At 73.1% G+C, this 18254-nt stretch carries 17 protein-coding genes; 6 read left to right on the top strand and 11 right to left on the bottom strand.

Going from position 1 to position 18254, the window contains the following annotated elements; genetic code table 11:
• Nucleotides 1-39: 39 nt before the first annotated feature.
• Nucleotides 40-615 carry a TetR/AcrR family transcriptional regulator gene (locus OG553_RS23145; RefSeq protein WP_405980817.1) on the bottom strand — a complete coding sequence of 192 codons (576 nt, stop codon included), beginning with the start codon at nucleotides 613-615 and terminating at the stop codon, nucleotides 40-42.
• A 154-nt stretch (nucleotides 616-769) separates the two neighbouring features.
• Here OG553_RS23145 and OG553_RS23150 point away from each other — a divergent pair, with 154 nt between their 5' ends.
• Complete coding sequence (locus OG553_RS23150; RefSeq protein ID WP_405980818.1) at nucleotides 770-3268, top strand: beta-glucosidase; 2499 nt, start codon at nucleotides 770-772, stop codon at nucleotides 3266-3268.
• 101 nt (nucleotides 3269-3369) lie between these two features.
• Here OG553_RS23150 and OG553_RS23155 read toward each other — a convergent pair whose 3' ends face one another.
• Nucleotides 3370-4260, bottom strand: coding sequence for an SGNH/GDSL hydrolase family protein (locus OG553_RS23155; protein WP_405980819.1), 891 nt, complete (start codon nucleotides 4258-4260; stop codon nucleotides 3370-3372).
• A 248-nt stretch (nucleotides 4261-4508) separates the two neighbouring features.
• Here OG553_RS23155 and OG553_RS23160 point away from each other — a divergent pair, with 248 nt between their 5' ends.
• Entirely contained in the window at nucleotides 4509-5003 is a 495-nt protein-coding gene (locus OG553_RS23160) for a DUF3145 domain-containing protein (RefSeq protein WP_007263912.1), read from the top strand.
• A 66-nt stretch (nucleotides 5004-5069) separates the two neighbouring features.
• Here the strand turns inward: OG553_RS23160 and fabF are convergent, their stop codons facing one another.
• From fabF to OG553_RS23185, 5 genes are all read right to left on the bottom strand, one after another.
• A complete protein-coding gene (fabF, locus tag OG553_RS23165) occupies nucleotides 5070-6335 on the bottom strand; it encodes a beta-ketoacyl-ACP synthase II (RefSeq protein WP_405980820.1) in 1266 nt (421 codons plus the stop codon).
• Nucleotides 6336-6414: 79 nt separating this feature from the next.
• The gene (locus tag OG553_RS23170; protein ID WP_125816520.1) at nucleotides 6415-6663 is read right to left on the bottom strand and encodes an acyl carrier protein; all 249 of its coding nucleotides are present in this window, start codon (nucleotides 6661-6663) and stop codon (nucleotides 6415-6417) included.
• Nucleotides 6664-6717: 54 nt separating this feature from the next.
• Entirely contained in the window at nucleotides 6718-7722 is a 1005-nt protein-coding gene (locus tag OG553_RS23175) for a ketoacyl-ACP synthase III (RefSeq protein ID WP_405980821.1), read from the bottom strand.
• A 19-nt stretch (nucleotides 7723-7741) separates the two neighbouring features.
• Nucleotides 7742-8659: an ACP S-malonyltransferase gene (locus OG553_RS23180; protein WP_405980822.1), complete on the bottom strand. Its 918-nt coding sequence runs from the start codon at nucleotides 8657-8659 to the stop codon at nucleotides 7742-7744.
• 89 nt (nucleotides 8660-8748) lie between these two features.
• Nucleotides 8749-9960: a PucR family transcriptional regulator gene (locus tag OG553_RS23185; RefSeq protein WP_405980823.1), complete on the bottom strand. Its 1212-nt coding sequence runs from the start codon at nucleotides 9958-9960 to the stop codon at nucleotides 8749-8751.
• 81 nt (nucleotides 9961-10041) lie between these two features.
• Here OG553_RS23185 and OG553_RS23190 point away from each other — a divergent pair, with 81 nt between their 5' ends.
• Nucleotides 10042-10701, top strand: coding sequence for a pirin family protein (locus tag OG553_RS23190; protein ID WP_405980824.1), 660 nt, complete (start codon nucleotides 10042-10044; stop codon nucleotides 10699-10701).
• Here OG553_RS23190 and OG553_RS23195 read toward each other — a convergent pair.
• Nucleotides 10698-11516 (bottom strand): serine hydrolase domain-containing protein, encoded by an 819-nt coding sequence (locus OG553_RS23195; protein ID WP_405983112.1) that lies wholly within the window; start codon nucleotides 11514-11516, stop codon nucleotides 10698-10700. The two genes, OG553_RS23190 and OG553_RS23195, sit on opposite strands and share 4 nt — an antisense overlap.
• A 54-nt stretch (nucleotides 11517-11570) precedes the next feature.
• On the opposite strand from OG553_RS23195, the gene OG553_RS23200 reads away from it, so the two are divergent.
• Both OG553_RS23200 and OG553_RS23205 read left to right on the top strand, forming a co-directional pair.
• Nucleotides 11571-12017, top strand: coding sequence for a MerR family transcriptional regulator (locus OG553_RS23200; RefSeq protein ID WP_405980825.1), 447 nt, complete (start codon nucleotides 11571-11573; stop codon nucleotides 12015-12017).
• Nucleotides 12014-13039, top strand: a complete 1026-nt coding sequence (locus tag OG553_RS23205; protein WP_405980826.1) for an aldo/keto reductase — start codon at nucleotides 12014-12016, stop codon at nucleotides 13037-13039. The genes OG553_RS23200 and OG553_RS23205 overlap by 4 nt, the downstream gene beginning before the upstream one ends.
• A gap of 291 nt (nucleotides 13040-13330) precedes the next feature.
• Here OG553_RS23205 and OG553_RS23210 read toward each other — a convergent pair whose 3' ends face one another.
• From OG553_RS23210 to OG553_RS23220, 3 genes are all read right to left on the bottom strand, one after another.
• The gene (locus OG553_RS23210) at nucleotides 13331-14185 is read right to left on the bottom strand and encodes a DUF4429 domain-containing protein (RefSeq protein ID WP_405980827.1); all 855 of its coding nucleotides are present in this window, start codon (nucleotides 14183-14185) and stop codon (nucleotides 13331-13333) included.
• Between the two features lie 95 nt (nucleotides 14186-14280).
• Nucleotides 14281-15450: an alpha/beta hydrolase gene (locus tag OG553_RS23215; protein WP_405983113.1), complete on the bottom strand. Its 1170-nt coding sequence runs from the start codon at nucleotides 15448-15450 to the stop codon at nucleotides 14281-14283.
• 264 nt (nucleotides 15451-15714) lie between these two features.
• On the bottom strand, nucleotides 15715-16377 hold the full coding sequence (locus tag OG553_RS23220) for a TetR/AcrR family transcriptional regulator (RefSeq protein WP_405980828.1): 663 nt from the start codon (nucleotides 16375-16377) through the stop codon (nucleotides 15715-15717).
• Nucleotides 16378-16505: 128 nt separating this feature from the next.
• Here OG553_RS23220 and OG553_RS23225 point away from each other — a divergent pair, with 128 nt between their 5' ends.
• On the top strand, nucleotides 16506-18104 hold the full coding sequence (locus OG553_RS23225; protein WP_405980829.1) for an MFS transporter: 1599 nt from the start codon (nucleotides 16506-16508) through the stop codon (nucleotides 18102-18104).
• The last annotated feature ends 150 nt before the right edge of the window (nucleotides 18105-18254 follow it).

Here is an 18254-nt window from a genome sequence, read left to right on the forward strand (position 1 = left end):
TAGAAGTTGGGGGAAAGGATGCCCGGTCACGGGGTGCGGCTATGCGCCGGGGCCCCTCAGCAGGGTGATGAACGAGCGGAACGCGGCGGGCATGTCCACCGATTCCGGGGCGAGCAGCCACTGGTACTGGAGGCCGTCCATCACCGCCGTCAGCAGCGGAGCGGCCTGCTCCGGGGTGAGGCCGGAGGGGAGCCGGTCGCCGAACTCGGCGCGCAGCAGCGCGGCCATCTCCGCGCGGACCTGCGCGTACCGGTCGGTGAAGAACTCGCGGGCGGGGTGGCCGTCGGTGACGCTCTCGCCGAGCAGGGCCGAGAAGGTCTGCACGATGCCGGGGCGCATGGCGTTGTACTCGACCAGCGACTCCAGCAGGTCCAGGCGCCAGGTGCCGGCGGCGGCGCGCGAGCCGCCGCCCGTGTCCCAGCGGTCGCGCTCCTCCAGGACCGCGACGAGGAGGGCCTCCTTGGTGGGGAAGTGGTGCAGCAGCCCCTGCTGGGTGAGGCCCACGCGTTCGGCGACGGACCCCAGGGAGGCGCCCCGGTAGCCGCGCTCGGCGATCACCTCGACCGCCGCGCGGACGATCTCCCCGCGCCGCTCCTCGCTCTTCGCTCTGGCCATCGCCCGGCACCCCTTCCGCTCACACCTGCCAGCAGGACCGTACGGCATGATGACATCACGAAAAGATTACAAGACCTACCGCTCTACAGGTACCGGGTCCACGATGGGGGCCATCCGCACCGCACCCGCACGCAATCGACGAGGAGGCACGGCCGTGACCGATGCCGATCAGGTACGCGAAGCCGACGAAGACGGCGAAGCCCGCCAGGCCGCCGGGGCCCGCGAGGAGCAGGCCCGCGAGGACGCGGTGGAAGCCGCGCTGGGCAAGCTGGACCTCGACACCAAGGCCCTCCTGCTGTCCGGACAGGACATGTGGACCCTGCCCGCCCTCCCCGGGATCGGACTCGGCTCCCTGGTCATGTCCGACGGCCCCATCGGGGTCCGCGGGGTGCGCTGGACCGCCGACGACCCCTCGGTCGCGCTGCCCTCCCCGACCGCCCTCGCCGCCTCCTGGGACCCGGACCTCGCCCGCCGCGCCGGCCGGCTGCTCGCCCAGGAGGCCCGCCGCAAGGGCGTCCACGTCCTCCTCGCGCCCACCGTCAACCTGCACCGATCCCCGCTCGGCGGCCGCCACTTCGAGTGCTACTCCGAGGACCCGTACCTCACCGGCGCCATCGGCAGCGGCTACGTCAACGGCGTCCAGGACGGCGGCGTCGGCACCACCGTCAAGCACTTCGTCGGCAACGACGCCGAGACCGAACGCTTCACCGTCGACAGCGTCATCGCCCCCCGCCCGCTGCGCGAGGTCTACCTCGCCCCCTTCGAGGCCATCGTCAAGAACGCCCGCCCCTGGGGCATCATGACCGCCTACAACCGGGTCAACGGCACGACCATGACCGAGCACCACCACCTGGTGAACGAGGTCCTGCGCGCCGAGTGGGGCTTCGACGGCTGCAACGTCTCCGACTGGATGGCCGCCCGCTCCACCACCGGCGACATCCTCGGCGGCCTCGACGTGGCCATGCCCGGCCCGCAGACCGTCTACGGGCCCGCCCTCGCCGCCGCCGTCCGCGCCGGGGAGGTCCCCGAGTCCGCCGTCGACACCGCCGTGCGCAACGTCCTGCGGCTCGCCGCACGCGTGGGCCTCCTGGAGGGTGCCCCCGCCGCCGTCCCCCGGCCGCCCGCGCCGGTCGACGGGCAGGCGCTGGCCCGCGAGCTGGCGGCCCGCGGGTCCGTCCTCGTGCGCAACGAAGCCGGCGCCCTGCCGCTGGACGCCGGCCCCGGCCGCACCGTCGCCCTGATCGGCGCCGCCGCCCGCGACGCCCGTGTCCTCGGGGGCGGCTCCGCGACCGTCTTCCCCGAGCGGGTGCTGTCCCCGCTCGACGGACTCACCGCCGCGCTGCCCGAGGGCGCGCTCACCTTCACCGTCGGCGCCGACCCGAGCGACGAACTCGTCCCGGCCGGACAGGGCTTCGAGCTGCGCGCCGTCTGCCGCGACGCCTCCGGTGCCGTCGTCGGCGAGGGCGGCCTGCCGAGCGGACAGGTCCAGTGGATCGGCGACGACCTGCCCGCGGGCGCCTCGTACGAGACGATGGCGTCCATCGAGGTCACCGGTACGTACGTGCCGCGCGAGAGCGGCGAGCACGCCTTCGGCACCCGCGGCCTCGGAGCCTTCGCCCTCGCCGTCGGCGGCCGGGTCCTGTGGGAGGGCGTCCAGGAGATGGGCGACGAGGCCGACCCCTTCGAGGCCTTCTTCGGGGCGCCCAGCGAGCGCGCCACGGCCGTCCTCAGCGCGGGCGAGCCGGTCGAGGTGTCGCTGACCTACCAGGTCCCCGACATGAGCGCGCTGCCGCTGCGGGCGGTCATGTTCTCGCTGCTCCACCTCGGGCCGCGGCGCGACGCCGACGAGCTGATCGCCGAGGCCGTGGAGGCCGCGCGGGCCGCCGACACGGCCGTCGTGGTCGTCGCCACCACCGAACGCGTGGAGTCCGAGGGCTTCGACCGGGGGGACCTGGCCCTGCCCGGCCGCCAGGACGACCTGGTGCGGGCGGTCGCCGCCGCCAACCCGAACACCGTGGTCGTCGTCAACGCGGGCTCCCCGGTGGAACTGCCCTGGCGCGAGGACGTCGCAGCCGTGCTGCTGACCTGGTTCCCCGGGCAGGAGGGCGGGGCCGCGCTGGCCGACGTCCTCCTCGGGGACGCGGAGCCCGGCGGGCGGCTGCCCACCACCTGGCCCGCCGCGCTCGCCGACGCGCCCGTCACCGAGACCGTCCCCGACGGAGGACGGCTGGAGTACCGGGAGGGGCTGTTCATCGGCTACCGGGCGTACGAGGCGCAGGGCGTGGAGCCCGCCTACCCGTTCGGGCACGGCCTCGGCTACACGGACTGGGCGTACGAGTCCCTGGAGGCGGGCCCCGACCGGGTCCGCGTCCGGCTCACCAACACCGGTACCCGGCCGGGCCGCGAGACGGTCCAGGTCTACCTGGCCCCCGCCGCCGACCGTGACGGGCGCCCGGCGAGCTGGCTGGCCGGTTTCGCGGGCGTGGAGGCGGGCCCCGGCGAGAGCGTCGAGGCGGAGATCGAGCTGCCCGCCCGCGCCTTCGAGATCTGGGACGAGGAGGCGCACGGCTGGCGGCGGATCGGCGGCGCCTACGAGGTCCGCGCGGGCCGTTCGCACGCCGACACCCGGCTGACCGCCACCCTCGACCTGTGAGGGCCGGCCGTCGCGACACGCCGTAGCGCGGAATTGGCCGGAAACAACCCGTGAACCGGGCCGGAGGCGGACCCTGACACCGCTTCCGGCCCCCCCGCGCGTCAACGCGGCGGTGCCGCAGCCGTCACCTGTCGGTGCGCGAGTTCCGCGAGCCGCGCCTGCCCGTCCCGGCCCGGGTGGAACCAGTCCCAGTGGCTCAGCTGGTCCGCCCCGAACGGGTACTGGAAGACGGCGCCGCCGTCGTAACGGCACAGCGCGTCGGCCGCGCACACCTCGCGCAGGACCTCGTTGTACTCCACCACCCGCGCCCGCACCTTCTCCCGGCGGGCGGTGGCCCCCGCCTCGGCCGACAGCGGTTCGGCCAGCATGGACTGACAGATCCCCAGCTTCCAGACCTGCCGCACGAGCGGGTCGTCCTTGCCCTGCTGCCACAGCCGCTGGAGGTCCGGCACGGAGGACACGTACACCTGGGACTCGGGCGAGGCGCTCCGCAGGTCCTTCAGGGCGCGCTCGAACCCGCTGCGGAACTCCGCCACCGGGGTCATCGACGAAGGCGTGGGCCGGCAGGCGTCGTTGGAGCCCACCATGACCGTGACCAGGCCGGGCTTGTGCTGGGCGGCCGTGGCCACCTGTCCGGGGAGGTCCGCCATGCGGGAGCCGGTGACCGCGTAGTTCCAGCTGCGCGCGGGCACTTCGGCGTCGCCCAGCAGCCGGGCGGCCAGCGAGCGGACGGCGGGATCGCTGCCGGTGGCCCAGGAGACCTCGGGGCAGTCGGCCAGTACGGAACAGGCGTCGAAACCACGGGTGATGGAGTCGCCGACGGCGGCGACCGAGGCGGGCGCGGTGTTCCAGCGGGGTGCGGCCTGCGCCCCCCGCTCGCCGCCGGCCGGCGGGGCAGGGTCGTCACAGCCCGTGACCACCGCGGCCAGGACGGCCACCGCCAGGCCCGCGGACGTCCGGGGTGCGCGACGGCGGGCGGCGGTGGTGCGCATCGGGTGGTCCTCCCTCGTCGTTCCCGTGTTTCCGGGGGCGTCCTGCTGAGTGAATGCTCTGTGTTTAGGGGCCTCGGAGCGACCGTACGTCACACCATGACCCCTGGCGCACGGTAGCTTTTTCCCGTGGCGTTTCGGCCGCAGGTGCCGTAGCGCAATGTCAAATAATTTCCGTTACATTACATCACGTCACATACTGTCCGTTTTCTGGAGTTTATTCCCGACCTCGTCCCACACTGGAGGTCCCGGTGACGACACGTGGAGTTCTGTACGTGCATTCCGCGCCGCGCGCGCTCTGCCCGCACGTGGAATGGGCTGTTGCGGGCGTGCTCGGGGTGCGGGTGAACCTCGACTGGATCAGGCAGCCCGCCTCCCCCGGCACCTGGAGAGCCGAGTTCTCCTGGCAGGCCGAGGCGGGCACCGCCTCGAAACTCGCCTCCGCCCTGCGCGGCTGGCACCTGCTCCGCTTCGAGGTGACCGCCGAACCCTGCCCCACCGCCGAGGGCGAGCGCTACAGCTCCACCCCGGAGCTGGGCATCTACCACGCCGTCACCGGCATGCACGGGGACATCCTGATCCCCGAGGACCGGCTGCGCGCGGCGCTGGCCCGGTCCGCGCGCGGCGAGACCGACCTGGAGGCGGAGATCGCCAAGCTGCTCGGCAAGCCCTGGGACGACGAACTGGAGCCCTTCCGCTACGCCGGCGAGGGCGCCCCGGTCCGCTGGCTCCACCAGGTCGTCTAGCCGCCCCGCGCACGACGAAGGCCCCGTCCGGCAGCTGCCGGACGGGGCCTTCGTCGTGGTACGGGATCAGACGGTGCGGAACGCGAGGCTCACGTTGTGGCCGCCGAAGCCGAAGGAGTTGTTGATCGCGGAGATCGGGCCGTCGACCGGCAGCTTGCGGGGCTCGCCGATCACGATGTCCGCGTCGATGTCGTCGTCCAGCTCGTCGACGTTGATCGTCGGCGGGGCGATCCGGTGGTAAAGCGCCAGCACGGTCGCGACGGTCTCGATACCGCCCGCGCCGCCCAGCAGGTGACCGGTCATCGACTTGGTCGCGGAGATCGCGATGTGGTCGAGGTCGTCGCCCAGGACCTTGCGCAGGGCCTTCACCTCGGCCGTGTCACCCTGCGGGGTGGACGTGGCGTGCGCGTTGACGTGGACCAGCTCGGACGGGTCCAGCTGGGTGTTGTCGAGCAGGTTCTGCAGGGCGGCGGCGACACCGCGGCCCGTCGGCTCCGGCTGCGCGATGTGGTGGCTGTCCGCGGACAGGCCCTGGCCCAGCACCTCGCAGTAGACGCGGGCGCCGCGCTTGGCCGCGTGCTCGGCGGACTCCAGCACCACGACGCCGGCGCCCTCGCCGAGGACGAAGCCGTCGCGGGCCTTGTCGTACGGGCGGGAGGCCGTGGTCGGGCTCTCGTTGTTCTTGGACATCGCCATCATGTTGGCGAACGCCGCGATCGGCAGCGGGTGGATCGCGGCCTCGGTACCGCCGGCGACGACCACGTCGGCACGGCCGGTACGGATCATCTCGACGGCGTAGCCGATGGCCTCGGCGCCGGAAGCGCAGGCGCTGACCGGGGTGTGCACACCGGCGCGGGCGTTGACCTCCAGGCCGACGTTGGCCGAGGGGCCGTTCGGCATGAGCATGGGAACGGTGTGCGGGGAGACCCGGCGCACACCCTTCTCCTTCAGCACGTCGTACTGGTCGAGCAGGGTGGTGACACCGCCGATGCCGGAGGCGATCACGGTGCCCAGGCGCTCGGGGACGACGGCGTCGTCCTCGCCGGCCGGGGCGGTGTAACCCGCGTCGGCCCAGGCCTCGCGGGCCGCGATGAGGGCGAACTGCGCCGAGCGGTCGAGCTTGCGGGCCAGCGGGCGGGGCAGTACCTCGCCCGGGTCCACGGCGGCCTGGGCGGCGATGCGGACCGGCAGTTCGGCGAAGCGCTCGCCCTCCAGGGGCGAAACGCCGGACCGGCCGGCGAGCAGACCTTCCCAGGTCGAAGCGCTGTCGCCACCCAGCGGAGTGGTTGCGCCGATACCGGTGACGACCACGGTGCGATTGGTCGGGCTCACAGGAATTCTTTCTCCACGTCTAAGGGGGTGCTGAATTGTCACGGCGCCACCGCCGGGTGGCGACAAACGCTCGTCAGGCTCAGGCCTGGTGCTTCAGGATGTAGTCGGCGGCGTCGCCGACCGTCTTGAGGTTCTTGACGTCCTCGTCCGGGATCTTGACGTCGAAGCGCTCTTCGGCGGCGACGACGACCTCGACCATGGACAGCGAGTCGACGTCCAGGTCGTCGGTGAAGGACTTGTCGATCTCGACGTCCTCGACCGGGATGCCCGCGATCTCGTTGACGATCTCCGCGAGACCCTCGACGATTTCTTCCTGCGTGGCGGCCATGTGGCGCTCCTTCTGTAGCTAACTGGTGGATCAGGGCGGGAAGTGATCCCGGCCCTAGGGGAGGGTAACGACCGTCGCGGCGTAGACGAGCCCCGCCCCGAAGCCGATGACGAGCGCGGTGTCGCCGCTCTTCGCCGCTCCGGTCGCCAGGAGCCGCTCCATGGCGAGCGGGATCGAGGCGGCCGACGTGTTGCCGGTGGTTTCCACGTCACGGGCGACCGTGACGTGCTCCGGCAGCTTGAGAGTCTTCACCATCGAGTCGATGATCCGCATGTTGGCCTGGTGCGGAATGAAGACGTCCAGGTCATCCGGGGTGATCCCGGCGGCGTCGAGCGCCTGCTGGGCCACCTTGGCCATCTCGAAGACGGCCCAGCGGAAGACCGCCTGACCCTCCTGGGTGATGGCCGGGAACTTCTCGCCGCCGTCCTTGCCGAGGTACTCGTCCCACGGCACGGTCTGCTTGATGGTCTCGGACTTGTCGCCCTCCGAACCCCACACCGTGGGGCCGATGGCCGGCTCGTCCGAAGGGCCGACGATCACGGCGCCGGCGCCGTCGCCGAACAGGAAGGCCGTCGCGCGGTCCTCCAGGTCGGTCAGGTCCGAGAGCCGCTCGACGCCGATGACGAGCACGTACTCGGCGGAACCTTCCACCACCATGCCCTTGGCGAGCGTCAGGCCGTAGCCGAAGCCGGCGCAGCCGGCCGAGATGTCGAACGCGGCGGGCTTGCCCGCGCCGATCCGGTGCGCGATCTCCGTCGCGACGGCCGGGGTCTGCTTGAAGTGCGAGACCGTCGAGACGATCACCGCACCGATCTGCTCGGGGGACACCCCGGCGTCGGCGAGCGCCTTGCCGGAGGCCTCCACCGACATCGCGGCGACCGTCTCCTGGGGCGAGGCCCAGTGCCGGGACGCGATGCCCGAGCGGGAGCGGATCCACTCGTCGGAGGAGTCGATCGTCTCGAGGATGACCTCGTTGGGCACCACCCGGGTCGGGCGGTAGCCGCCGACACCGAGGATGCGGGCGTAAGGGGAGCCCTTGGCCGGTTTGATCTTGGACATGCTGTGTGGGCTCCTTCTCTCAGGCCGTCTGCTCGGCGATGAGCGCCTTGGCCTTGTCGAGATCGTCCGGCGTCTTCAGGGCCACGCTGGGCACGCCCTTGAGCGCGCGCTTGGCCAGACCCGTCAGGGTGCCGCCCGGGGACAGCTCGATGATCCCGCTGACGCCCAGCTCGGCGAACTTCTCCATGCAGAGGTCCCAGCGGACCGGGTTCGCGACCTGGCCGACCAGGCGGGCGACGACGTCGGCACCCGAGGCGACGACGAGGCCGTCCTTGTTCGAAACGTACTTCAGCGCCGGGTCCGCCGGAACGAGGGCCTCGGCGGCCTTCTCCAGCGTGGCGACCGCGGGGGCCATGTGGTGCGTGTGGAAGGCGCCCGCGACCTTGAGGGGCACGACCTTCATGGAGCCCTCGGGCTTCTCGGCGACCAGGGCCTCGATCTGCTCCGCGGTGCCGGCGGCCACGATCTGGCCCGCGCCGTTGATGTTGGCCGGGGTCAGGCCGAGCTTCTCCAGGTGGGCGACGACCACGTCCTGGTCACCGCCCAGCACCGCGGCCATGCCCGTCTCGGTGACGGCGGCGGCCTCGGCCATGCCCAGACCGCGGGTGCGGACGAAGGACAGCGCGTCGCCCTCGCTCAGCACGCCGGCGATGCCGGCGGCGGTGATCTCACCCACGCTGTGGCCCGCGACGGCACCGAAGGCCGTCGGCGAACCGAGCGCGGAAGCGGACAGCAGGCCGGCCGCGACCAGCAGCGGCTGGGCCACCGCCGTGTCGCGGATCTCGTCCGCGTCGGCGTTCGTGCCGTAGTGGACGAGGTCGAGCCCGATGGCGTCGGACCAGCCCGCGACGCGTTCGGCGGCGCCGGGGAGTTCGAGCCAGGGAGTCAGGAAGCCGGGCGTCTGAGCGCCTTGGCCGGGAGCGACGAGTACGAGCACCCTCACACTCTCTCTTGTTGATGGTCTCCGCCGCCCGTGGGGACAGGGACGAAGAACCGCCGGGCTAATTGTTGATGTCCGACAAAAGTCTAGAGCTGCTGATCTCCATCGGCCAGACGCCCGAGGATCAGGGCGATCCGGAGCGTGAACGCCGAACGGACATCGGACGGCGACCAGCCGGTGACGTCGGTCACACGTCGGAGCCGGTAGCGCACCGTATTGGGGTGCACGAACAGCATCCGCGCCGCCCCCTCCAGGCTGCTCGCCTGCTCCAGGTAGACACTCAGCGTCTCCAGCAGCGCCGAGCCCGCCTCCTCCAGAGGTCTGTAGATCTCCTCCACCAGCTGCTCCCTGGCCGAGGGATCCGAGGCGATCGCGCGCTCGGGCAGGAGATCGTCCGCCAGCACCGGGCGGGGCGCGTCCTGCCAGGCCGTGCAGGCCTTCAGGCCCGCCGCCGCGGCCTGCGCGGACTTCGTGGCGTTCAGCAGGTCCGGGACCACCGGACCCGCCACCACCGGACCGGCCGCGAACGGCCCGATCAGGGACTTGGCCACCTGCATCGGGTTGTCGCTGCCGCCCGCGATCACCACCAGGCGGTCGCCGAGCACCCCCGTGAGCACCTGGAGCTTGTGGTGGCGGGCCGCGCGGCGGATCGCCTCCACCGTCAGCTCGCTGTCCCCCTCCGGGGCGGTGCCCAGGACCACGCACACGTGCTCCGGGGAGTTCCAGCCGAGCGCCGCCGCCCGCGACAGCGCGCCCTCGTCGGCCTCGCCCGACAGCACGGCGTTGACCACCAGGGACTCCAGCCGGGCGTCCCACGCGCCGCGCGCCTCGGCGGCCTGCGCGTACACCTGGGCGGTCGCGAAGGCGATCTCCCGGGCGTACACCAGCAGCGCCTCGCGCAGGATCGACTCGTCGCCGGGGGCCGCCACCTCGTCGATCGCGGCCTCCATGACCTCGATCGTCGTACGCACCATCTCGACGGTCTGGCGCAGCGTGATCGCCCGGGTCAGCTCGCGCGGAGCCGTTCCGAAGACGTCGGTGGAGATGGCCTGCGGGGTCTCCGGGTGCCGGAACCACTCCGTGAAGGCGGCGATGCCGGCCTGCGCCACCAGGCCGATCCACGACCGGTTCTCCGGTGGCATCGCCCGGTACCAGGGCAGGTTCTCGTCCATCCGCGCGATGGCGTTGGCGGCGAGCCGTCCGGAGGACTTCTCCAGCCGGCGCAGCGTCGCGGCATGCGGGTGGACCGGATGCGCGGGACGCACCTCGGGGGACTGCTCACGTTCGGGTTGGGGCACGGGACAAGACTGCCTTATCGGCGGCCCGGCTCGGACTCGGGTCCGCGCCGCGCTGCCCGGGCGGCGGCTACGGTGGCCCACATGATCGATGTACGCCGCGCCGCCGACCGGTACCCGGGCGGGGATCCGGACGCCGGGATCACCACCCGCCACGCCTTCTCCTTCGGGTCGTTCTACGACCCCGACAACATCCGGTTCGGTCCGGTGCTGGCCTGCAACGAGGAGAGCCTCGCGCCCGGGGCGGGCTTCGACGAGCACCCGCACAGCCACACCGAGATCGTCACCTGGGTGGTGGAGGGCGAGCTCACCCACGAGGACAGCACCGGCGGGCACAGCGGCACCGTCCGGCCCGGGGACGTCCAGCGGCTCGGGGCCGGATCCGGGGCGCGGCACGTCGAGCGCAACGACGCCGGGGTTCCACTGAGGTTCGTGCAGACGTGGCTCGCGCCGCTGGCCGCGGGCGGGGAGCCGGCGTACGAGGTCGTACGGGACCTCCCGGACGGTACCCCGTACGAGGTCCCGGCGGCGGGCGCGGTGCTGCACGTGCGGCGGCCGGGCGCGGGCGAGCGGGTCCCCGTACCGGAGGCCGGGCGGGTCTACCTGCACGTGGTGCGCGGGGACCTGCGGCTGGACGGGGAGGAGCTGGGCCCGGGGGACTCGGCGCGGATCACCGGCGAGAAGGGCCTGGAGATCACCGCCGGGTCCCCGGGGGAGCTGCTGATCTGGGAGCTGCCGGCCTAAACGGTACGCAGCTCCGCGAGGACCGCGTCGGTGAAGGGGGTCCAGGCCTCCACGGCCCAGGGGCCGAAGGCGCGGTCGGTGAGGGCCACGCAGGCGGCGCGGACGTCGGGGTCCACCCACAGGAAGGTGCCGGACTGGCCGAAGTGGCCGAAGGTGCGCGGGGAGGAGGTCAGGCCCGTCCAGTGCGGGGACTTGCCGTCGCGGATCTCCAGGCCGAGGCCCCAGTCGTTGGGGGACTGGTGACCGTACCCGGGCAGGACGCCCTTGAGACCGGGGTGGACCACGGAGGTGGCCTCGGCGACGGTGCGGACGTCGAGCAGCCGGGGAGCCTGGAGCTCGGCGGCGAATCGTACGAGATCGGCGACGGTGGAGACGCCGTCCTTGGCGGGGGAGCCCTCCAGGCTGGAGGAGGTCATGCCGAGCGGCTCGAAGACGGCCTGGTGCAGGTATTCCGCGAAGGGGATCCCGGTGGCCTTGGCGAGGTGGTCGCCGAGCACCTCGAAACCGGCGTTGGAGTAGAGCCGGCGCTGTCCGGGCGGGGCCGTGGCGCGGTGCTCGTCGAAGGCCAGGCCGCTGGTGTGGGCGAGGAGGTGACGGACCGTCGACCCCTCGGGGCCGGCCGGCTCGTCCAGTTCGAGCGCCCCCTCCTCGTACGCGACGAGGACGGCGTACGCGGCGAGCGGCTTGGTGACCGAGGCGAGCGGGAAGCGGCGGGCCGTGTCCCCGTGGGAGCCGGCGACGGTCCCGTCGGTGCGTACGACGGCCGCCGCGGCGGCGGGTACCGGCCAGGTCTCGATGGCCCGCAGGCTGTGCATGGTCTCCATGCGGCCGAGCCTACTTGCTTGGAGTGCACTCCAGGGTTCTAGCGTATGGCCATGAACCTGACGGAGACGCGGTACACGATCAGCGAGGTCGAGGCGCGGACCGGTCTGACCCAGCACACGCTGCGCTGGTACGAGCGGATCGGCCTGATGCCGCACGTGGACCGCTCCCATTCGGGGCAGCGGAGGTTCACCGACAAGGACCTCGGCTGGCTGTCCTTCGTGGGCAAGCTGCGCGCGACGGGGATGTCGGTGGCGGACATGGTCCGCTACGCCGAACTCGTCCGCGAGGGGGAGCACACCGTCGACGAGCGCCGCGAGCTGCTGGAGCGGACGCGCCGCGAGGTGCGGGCGCGGCTCGCGGAGCTGACGGACGCGCTCGGCGTCCTGGACTTCAAGATCAACATGTATGCGATGAACACGATCAGCACGATCAACACGACGAGCACACAGACGACGAGCGCCGATACGGTCGCGGGGAAGGCACGGTTATGACGGAGTACGACACCACCCCCATCGAGCGGGCCGAACTGGGCAAGGGCGGACCGGTCGTCGGCGTCCAGGGCCTCGGCTGCATGGGCATGAGCGAGTTCTACGGGGAGACCGACGAGACGGCCGCCCGCGAGACCCTGGACGCGGCGCTGGCCGCCGGGGTCACCCTCTTCGACACCGCCGACGTCTACGGGCGCGGCGCGAACGAGGAGTTCCTGGCGCCGTTCGTGGCCGCCCACCGCGACGAGATCACCCTCGCCACGAAGTTCGCCATCGAGCGCAACGACGACCCGATGTACCGGGGCATCCGCAACGACCGCGCGTACATCCGCCAGGCGGTCGAGGACAGCCTGCGGCGGCTCGGCGTCGACGTGATCGACCTGTACTACATGCACCGCCGCGACCCGGAGGTGCCGTTCGCCGAGTCGGTGGGCACCATGGCCGAGCTGGTTCGCGAGGGGAAGGTGCGCCACCTGGGCCTCAGCGAGGTCACCGGGCCGGAGCTGCGCGAGGCGCACGCGGTGCACCCCATCGCTGCGATCCAGTCGGAGTGGTCGCTGTTCAGCCGGGACGTGGAGCGCAGCGCGGTCGGCGCGGCGGCGGAACTGGGCGTGGCCTTCGTGCCGTACTCCCCGCTCGGGCGGGGCTTCCTGACCGGCGCGTTCGCGGACGCGGCGGCGGAGCTGTCGGCCGACGACTTCCGGCAGTACCAGCCCCGGTTCACGGGCGAGAACGCCAGGGCCAACGCGGCCCTGCTGGCCCCGGTCCGGGAGATCGCGGCCGCGCACGGGGCCACGGCGGCGCAGGTCGCGCTGGCCTGGGTACAGCAGCGGGCGGCGGTGCACGGCCTGACGGTCGTCCCGATCCCCGGCACGCGCAAGCCGGGCCGGCTGCTGGAGAACACCGCCGCGACCCGGATCACCCTGACCGAAGCGGAACTCGCCCTGCTGGAGCCGCTCGCCGGCCAGGTGGCCGGGGCCCGCTACCCGGACATGGCCTTCACCTCGGACTCCCGCGAGGTGTAGAACGCGGGCCCCGCGGCCCGACCCGGCCCGGCCTCGCCCGACCCGGCCCGACCCGGCCCGGCCTCGCCCGACCCGGCCCGACCCGGCCGGCCTCGCCTGGCCCGGCCTCGCCCAGCCAGGCCAGGCCAGCCCGGCCAGGCCAGCCCGGCCAGGCCAGCCAGGCCAGGCCAGCCAGGCCAGGCCAGCCAGGCCAGGCCAGCCCGGCCAGGCCAGCCCGGCCAGGCCAGCCCGGCCGGGCTTCGGCCGGTCCTGGTCAGGCCGCCGGTCCGGGTCCCCCGCCCCGCCGGGCGGTCAGGCGTCGGCGGCGAAGCTGTCGCGGAGGGTCGCGTACTCGGCGTCCGTCAGCAGGCCCGTGCTGTGCAGTTCGCTGAGGTGGGTCAGCCGGTCGTCGGACGCCCGTGCGCGCGGGACCGCGGCCACCGGGGCCCGCTCGCGCAGCGCGGCGAGTACGGCGGCCGCGAACGGCAGCGACTCGTGCACGGCCCCGTAGCCCACCCCGAAGACCGCGGCCGCGAGGTCGTGGTCCGGCGGGGCGGGTTCCGCGGCGGCGTCCCGGGGCCGCAGCCGCAGGTAACCGCCGCCCGGGCGGTCCGGGGAGGCCCACTCGACGCCGGACAGGCCGGCCAGCGCGAAACGCTGGTCGCCCGCCCGCCACTTGGCGCTGCTGGCGCCCGTGCGGGACCAGTGGAAGGTGACCGCGGAGCCGTCGAAGCCCAGCCTGGCGTCGTACGCCTTCAGCTGGAGCGGCGGCTGCGGCACCTCCACGAGGAAGCGGTCGGCGGGTCCGCCGGAGCCGGGCCCCAGCCGCTCGCGCAGGGTGTCGGCGAAGGCGGCTGCCTGCGCCGCCCGGTCCCCGGGCAGCACCAGCCGGTACGGATCGCACCCCTCCTTCAGCTGCCCGGCGGCAGCCTCCATCAGCGGATCGGCACCCGCGCGCGGTACCGCGCGCAGCACCACCGCGTCCCGCCGGCCCATCGCCCCGGCGGCGGCGCTCACGTTCACCCCGGACAACGCTTCCAGGGGGATCCGCCGCTCGCCCAGCGCGTGCCAGAGCCGTGGAGTTCGCATCCCCCGTGCGAAGCGGATGAGCACCGAGTCCGAGTCGAACTCCCAGACGGCATGATTTCCGGCCAGTACGTCACCCATGCGGCACATGGTAGAGGGACGCGCCCCCGCGCGTCCCCCTCGTCTTCAGGCCCGGTTTTCTGCTTGCTACGGGTGTGCGGCGGGGGATACCCCCGTCAGTCACCGTCCGTGGCGGAAATTCCGGCGCGGCAGTCGTCGCTCCCGTTCGCGCACGCGACGGAACCGAAGGCGCCGGTTCCGATCTTGGCGAAGTTGTCCAGCGAGGCCGTGCCTGGCTCGAAATAGCCGGTGTGGCTCCGGGCCCCCTCGGAGGACAGCAGCCGCGAGCCGAAGTCCGGGGAGACCGGGTCCGCGCCGTGGCCCACGCCGCCGACCTCCATGTGCGGTACGCCGGAGATCCAGTCGCCCTCGTCGCGCATCGCCCAGACCCGGGCCGAGGTGTGCAGTCCGGCGACGTTCTCGGTGCGCATGCCGGGGCTGCCGGCGACCACCACGTCGGTGACCCGCTCGGGCAGCCGGTGCGCGGCCACGCCGCACACCACCGAGCCGTAGCTGTGGCAGATCAGGGCCACGCTCGCGTCCCCGGGCAGGGCCGCGGCCAGGGACTCCAGGCGGGCGGCGCCCTGGACGGCGAGCCTGCCGGTGGCGGCGTCCACGCCGACGCCGGTGGGGGCGGTGTAGCCGGCCCAGGCGATGACGGCGGTCCGTTCGGCCGGCGCGGTCGAGAGCTCGGCCTCGTACAGGGAACGGGCCATGCCGGCGGGGGCGGTGAGACGGCGCTGGGAGCGCTCGAAGGTCAGCGCGTCGGTGTCGACGCCGGGGACGACCACCGAGACCCGACGGGCCGCGTCGAGGTCGCCGAAGACCTCGGCCACCAGGCCGCTGCCGGTGGGGTCGAAGGCGAGGATCTGCCGGCCGGGCTCGGCGAGGGACTCGAAGCGGTGCGCGCGCCGGACGGCGGTGCTGCGGTCGGCGGGGGTGAGGGCGACGTCCCGGCCCCGGGACTCCTCCAGCCGCGCGGCCAGCGCCAGGGAGCGGCGGTTGGCGCGGTAGCGCAGCTCGGCGGGGACCCCGTCGAGGTTGCCGACGACGAGCGGGTAGCCGTCGACGAGGTGGCCCCGCTGGGCCCCGTCGAGGTCGGCGAAGAAGCGGGCGACCGTGCGTACGGGGGCGTCGGCGGGCGGTACGGCCCGGCCGTCGATCCGCGCCGAGGCCCACGCGACGAGCTCGGCGGCCCGCGCCTGGATCCCGGCGTCGGGGCGGTGCACGGCGGTCCAGCCGGTCGTCGCCAGCATCAGGAACACGACGCCGAGCGCGAGCAGCATGCGCAGGGCGGCGGGGCGCGCGGGGGCGTCCGGGGTGGTGGGGGCGGGGCGGCCGGGCAGGTTCACTGGAGCCAGACTAGGAGACCGGTGGAGGCTGCGGCGCGCCGGGTGACCGGGCTCACGGCCGGTCGTGGGACACATCTCCCCGCCGATCACGCTCTGTTGCCGGTCCGGGGGGACGCCCGCGGGTGCGGCGGGTGTGCCCGGAGCCACTCCCGGGCGGCGCCTTCCGGAGCGGTCCGCGGCCCTGTGCCCGGGCCCGGATCAGCCCGCCGCGGGCGCCCGGCGCCAGTCCGCGGCCAGGGCCGGGCCGATCTGGTCGAGGTAGGCCACGGTCATCCGCCGGATCGCGGCCACGCTGGTGTCCTCGCCCTGCCCCCAGAGCCGGCCCGTGACGCGCATCACGCCGCTGAACGCGGCCACCGCCACCCGGGGCCGCGGGTCGGCGTCCAGGTCGAGCCCCTCGCGGGCGGCGATCAGCCGGGCGATCTCCTCCTCCAGCTCGGTGGAGCGCCGCAGGTGCACGGCGAGCAGCGCCGGAGTGGACTCGATCAGCTGGTAGCTGCGCATGTAGAGGTCCACGGGCACCACGTCGGAGATGGCCTCCCCGACGGTGTCCCAGGAGGCGAGCACCGCGTTGCGCATGGCCTCCAGCGGGCCCTCGGAGGCCGGCCGGGCCCGCAGGGCGGCGAGGAAGTGGGACTCGACCACGTCCTGTACGGCGAACGCGACCTCCTCCTTGTTGGCGAAGTACCGGAAGAAGGTGCGCTGCGAGACCTCGACGGTGTCGGTGATCTCGTCGACCGTGGTCCGCTCGTAGCCCTGCGAGATGAACAGCAGCAGGGCGGCGCGCAGCAGCGCGTCCCGGGTGCGGCGCTTCTTGCGCTCGCGCAGTCCGGCCGCCGGCGCGGGCCGCTGGTCGGTCATCGCCGCGGGGTCCTCTCTGATCCTGATCTGACGCTGAGTAAGCGGTCAGGGTACCTGTGACGGACCTGACAGCCGCTGTCGCGTTAAGCCGTTTGTGAAGTGTCAGCGACTGTCATTAGCCTGTTCGCATGACAAGTCAGATCACGCTCGCCAAGGAAACGGGCCCGGATCCGGCGGCGCGCGCCGGTCTGCGCGGCCATCCCTGGCTCACCCTGTTCGCGGTGGCCGTCGGCGTCATGATGGTCACCCTCGACGGCACGATCGTCGCCGTCGCCAACCCGGCGATCCAGAAGGACCTCGGCGCCAGCCTCGCCGAGGTGCAGTGGATCACCAACGGTTACCTGCTGGCCCTCGCGGTCTCCCTGATCACCGCGGGCAAGCTCGGCGACCGTTTCGGGCACCGCCAGACCTTCCTCATGGGCATCGCAGGCTTCGCGCTCTCCTCGGCGGCGATCGGCCTGTCCACCGGCGTCGGGCTCGTCATCGGCTTCCGCGTCGCCCAGGGCCTCTTCGGCGCCCTGCTGATGCCGGCCGCCCTCGGCCTGCTGCGCGCCACCTTCCCCGCCGAGAAGCTCAACATGGCCATCGGCATCTGGGGCATGGTCATCGGCGCCTCCACCGCCGCCGGCCCCATCGTCGGCGGCCTGCTCGTCGAGCACGTCAGCTGGCAGTCCGTCTTCTTCATCAACGTGCCGGTCGGTGTGATCGCCCTGGTCCTCGGCCTGGTCATCCTGCTCGACCACCGCGCCGAGAACGCCCCGCGCTCCTTCGACCTGCCGGGCATCGTGCTCCTGTCGGCCGCGATGTTCTCCCTGATCTGGGCGCTGATCAAGGCCGCCGAATGGGGCTGGGGGGACACGAAGACCCTGCTCTTCCTCGGCGCCTCGGTGCTGTGCTTCGCGCTCTTCGCCGTCTGGGAGAGCAAGGTCTCCGAGCCGCTGATCCCGCTCGGCATGTTCCGCTCGCTGCCGCTGTCCGCCGGCACCGTGCTGATGGTGCTGATGGCCTTCGCCTTCATGGGCGGCCTGTTCTTCGTCACCTTCTACCTGCAGAACGTGCACGGCATGAGCCCGGTCGACAGCGGCCTGCACCTGCTGCCCCTCACCGGCATGATGATCGTCGGCTCGCCGCTGGCCGGCGCCGCCATCACCAAGGTCGGCCCGCGGATCCCGCTCGTCGCCGGCATGGTCGCCACCGCCGCCGCCTGCTTCGGCATGGCCCGGCTCACCCCCGACACCGGCACGCTCACCATGTCGCTCTGGTTCGCCCTGCTCGGCCTCGGCCTCGCGCCCGTCATGGTCGGCGCCACCGAGGTCATCGTCGGCAACGCCCCGCTGGAGCTGTCCGGCGTGGCGGGCGGCCTCCAGCAGGCGGCCATGCAGGTCGGCGGCAGCCTCGGCACCGCCGTGCTCGGAGCGGTCATGGCGGCCGAGGTCGGTGACACTTTCGGGGACAACTGGCAGGGAGCGGGCCTGCCCCCGCTCACCCCGGAACAGCTCGACCTCGCGGAGAAGGGCGTACAGGTCGGCATCGCCCCCGTACCGCCCGGCGTGCCCGAGCCGGTGGCGCAGACCATCGCGGGCGTCGCGCACGACACCTTCGTGTCCGGCATGAGCACGGCCTTCACCTGCGCCGCGGTCGTCGCCGTCCTCGCCGCCGTCGTGGCCTGCTTCACCAAGCGAGGGCAGAACGCCGAGGCCGGAGCGGGCGCCGCGGCCCACATCTGAGCAGCCCGCCGACGCGTTACGGGTACGTCAACCCCGCGCCCGCCACAGCCCCGCCGGACGGTTCCGGCGGGGCTGTCGCCTATCCGGGTGGACCCGCCCCCAGCCCCTTCCGCTCGGACGTCGCCGCAGGTCAGCGTGGTGTCGACGGAG

Source organism: Streptomyces sp. NBC_00158 (assembly GCF_045160885.1).
In the GTDB taxonomy this organism is placed as follows: Bacteria; Actinomycetota; Actinomycetes; order Streptomycetales; family Streptomycetaceae; genus Streptomyces.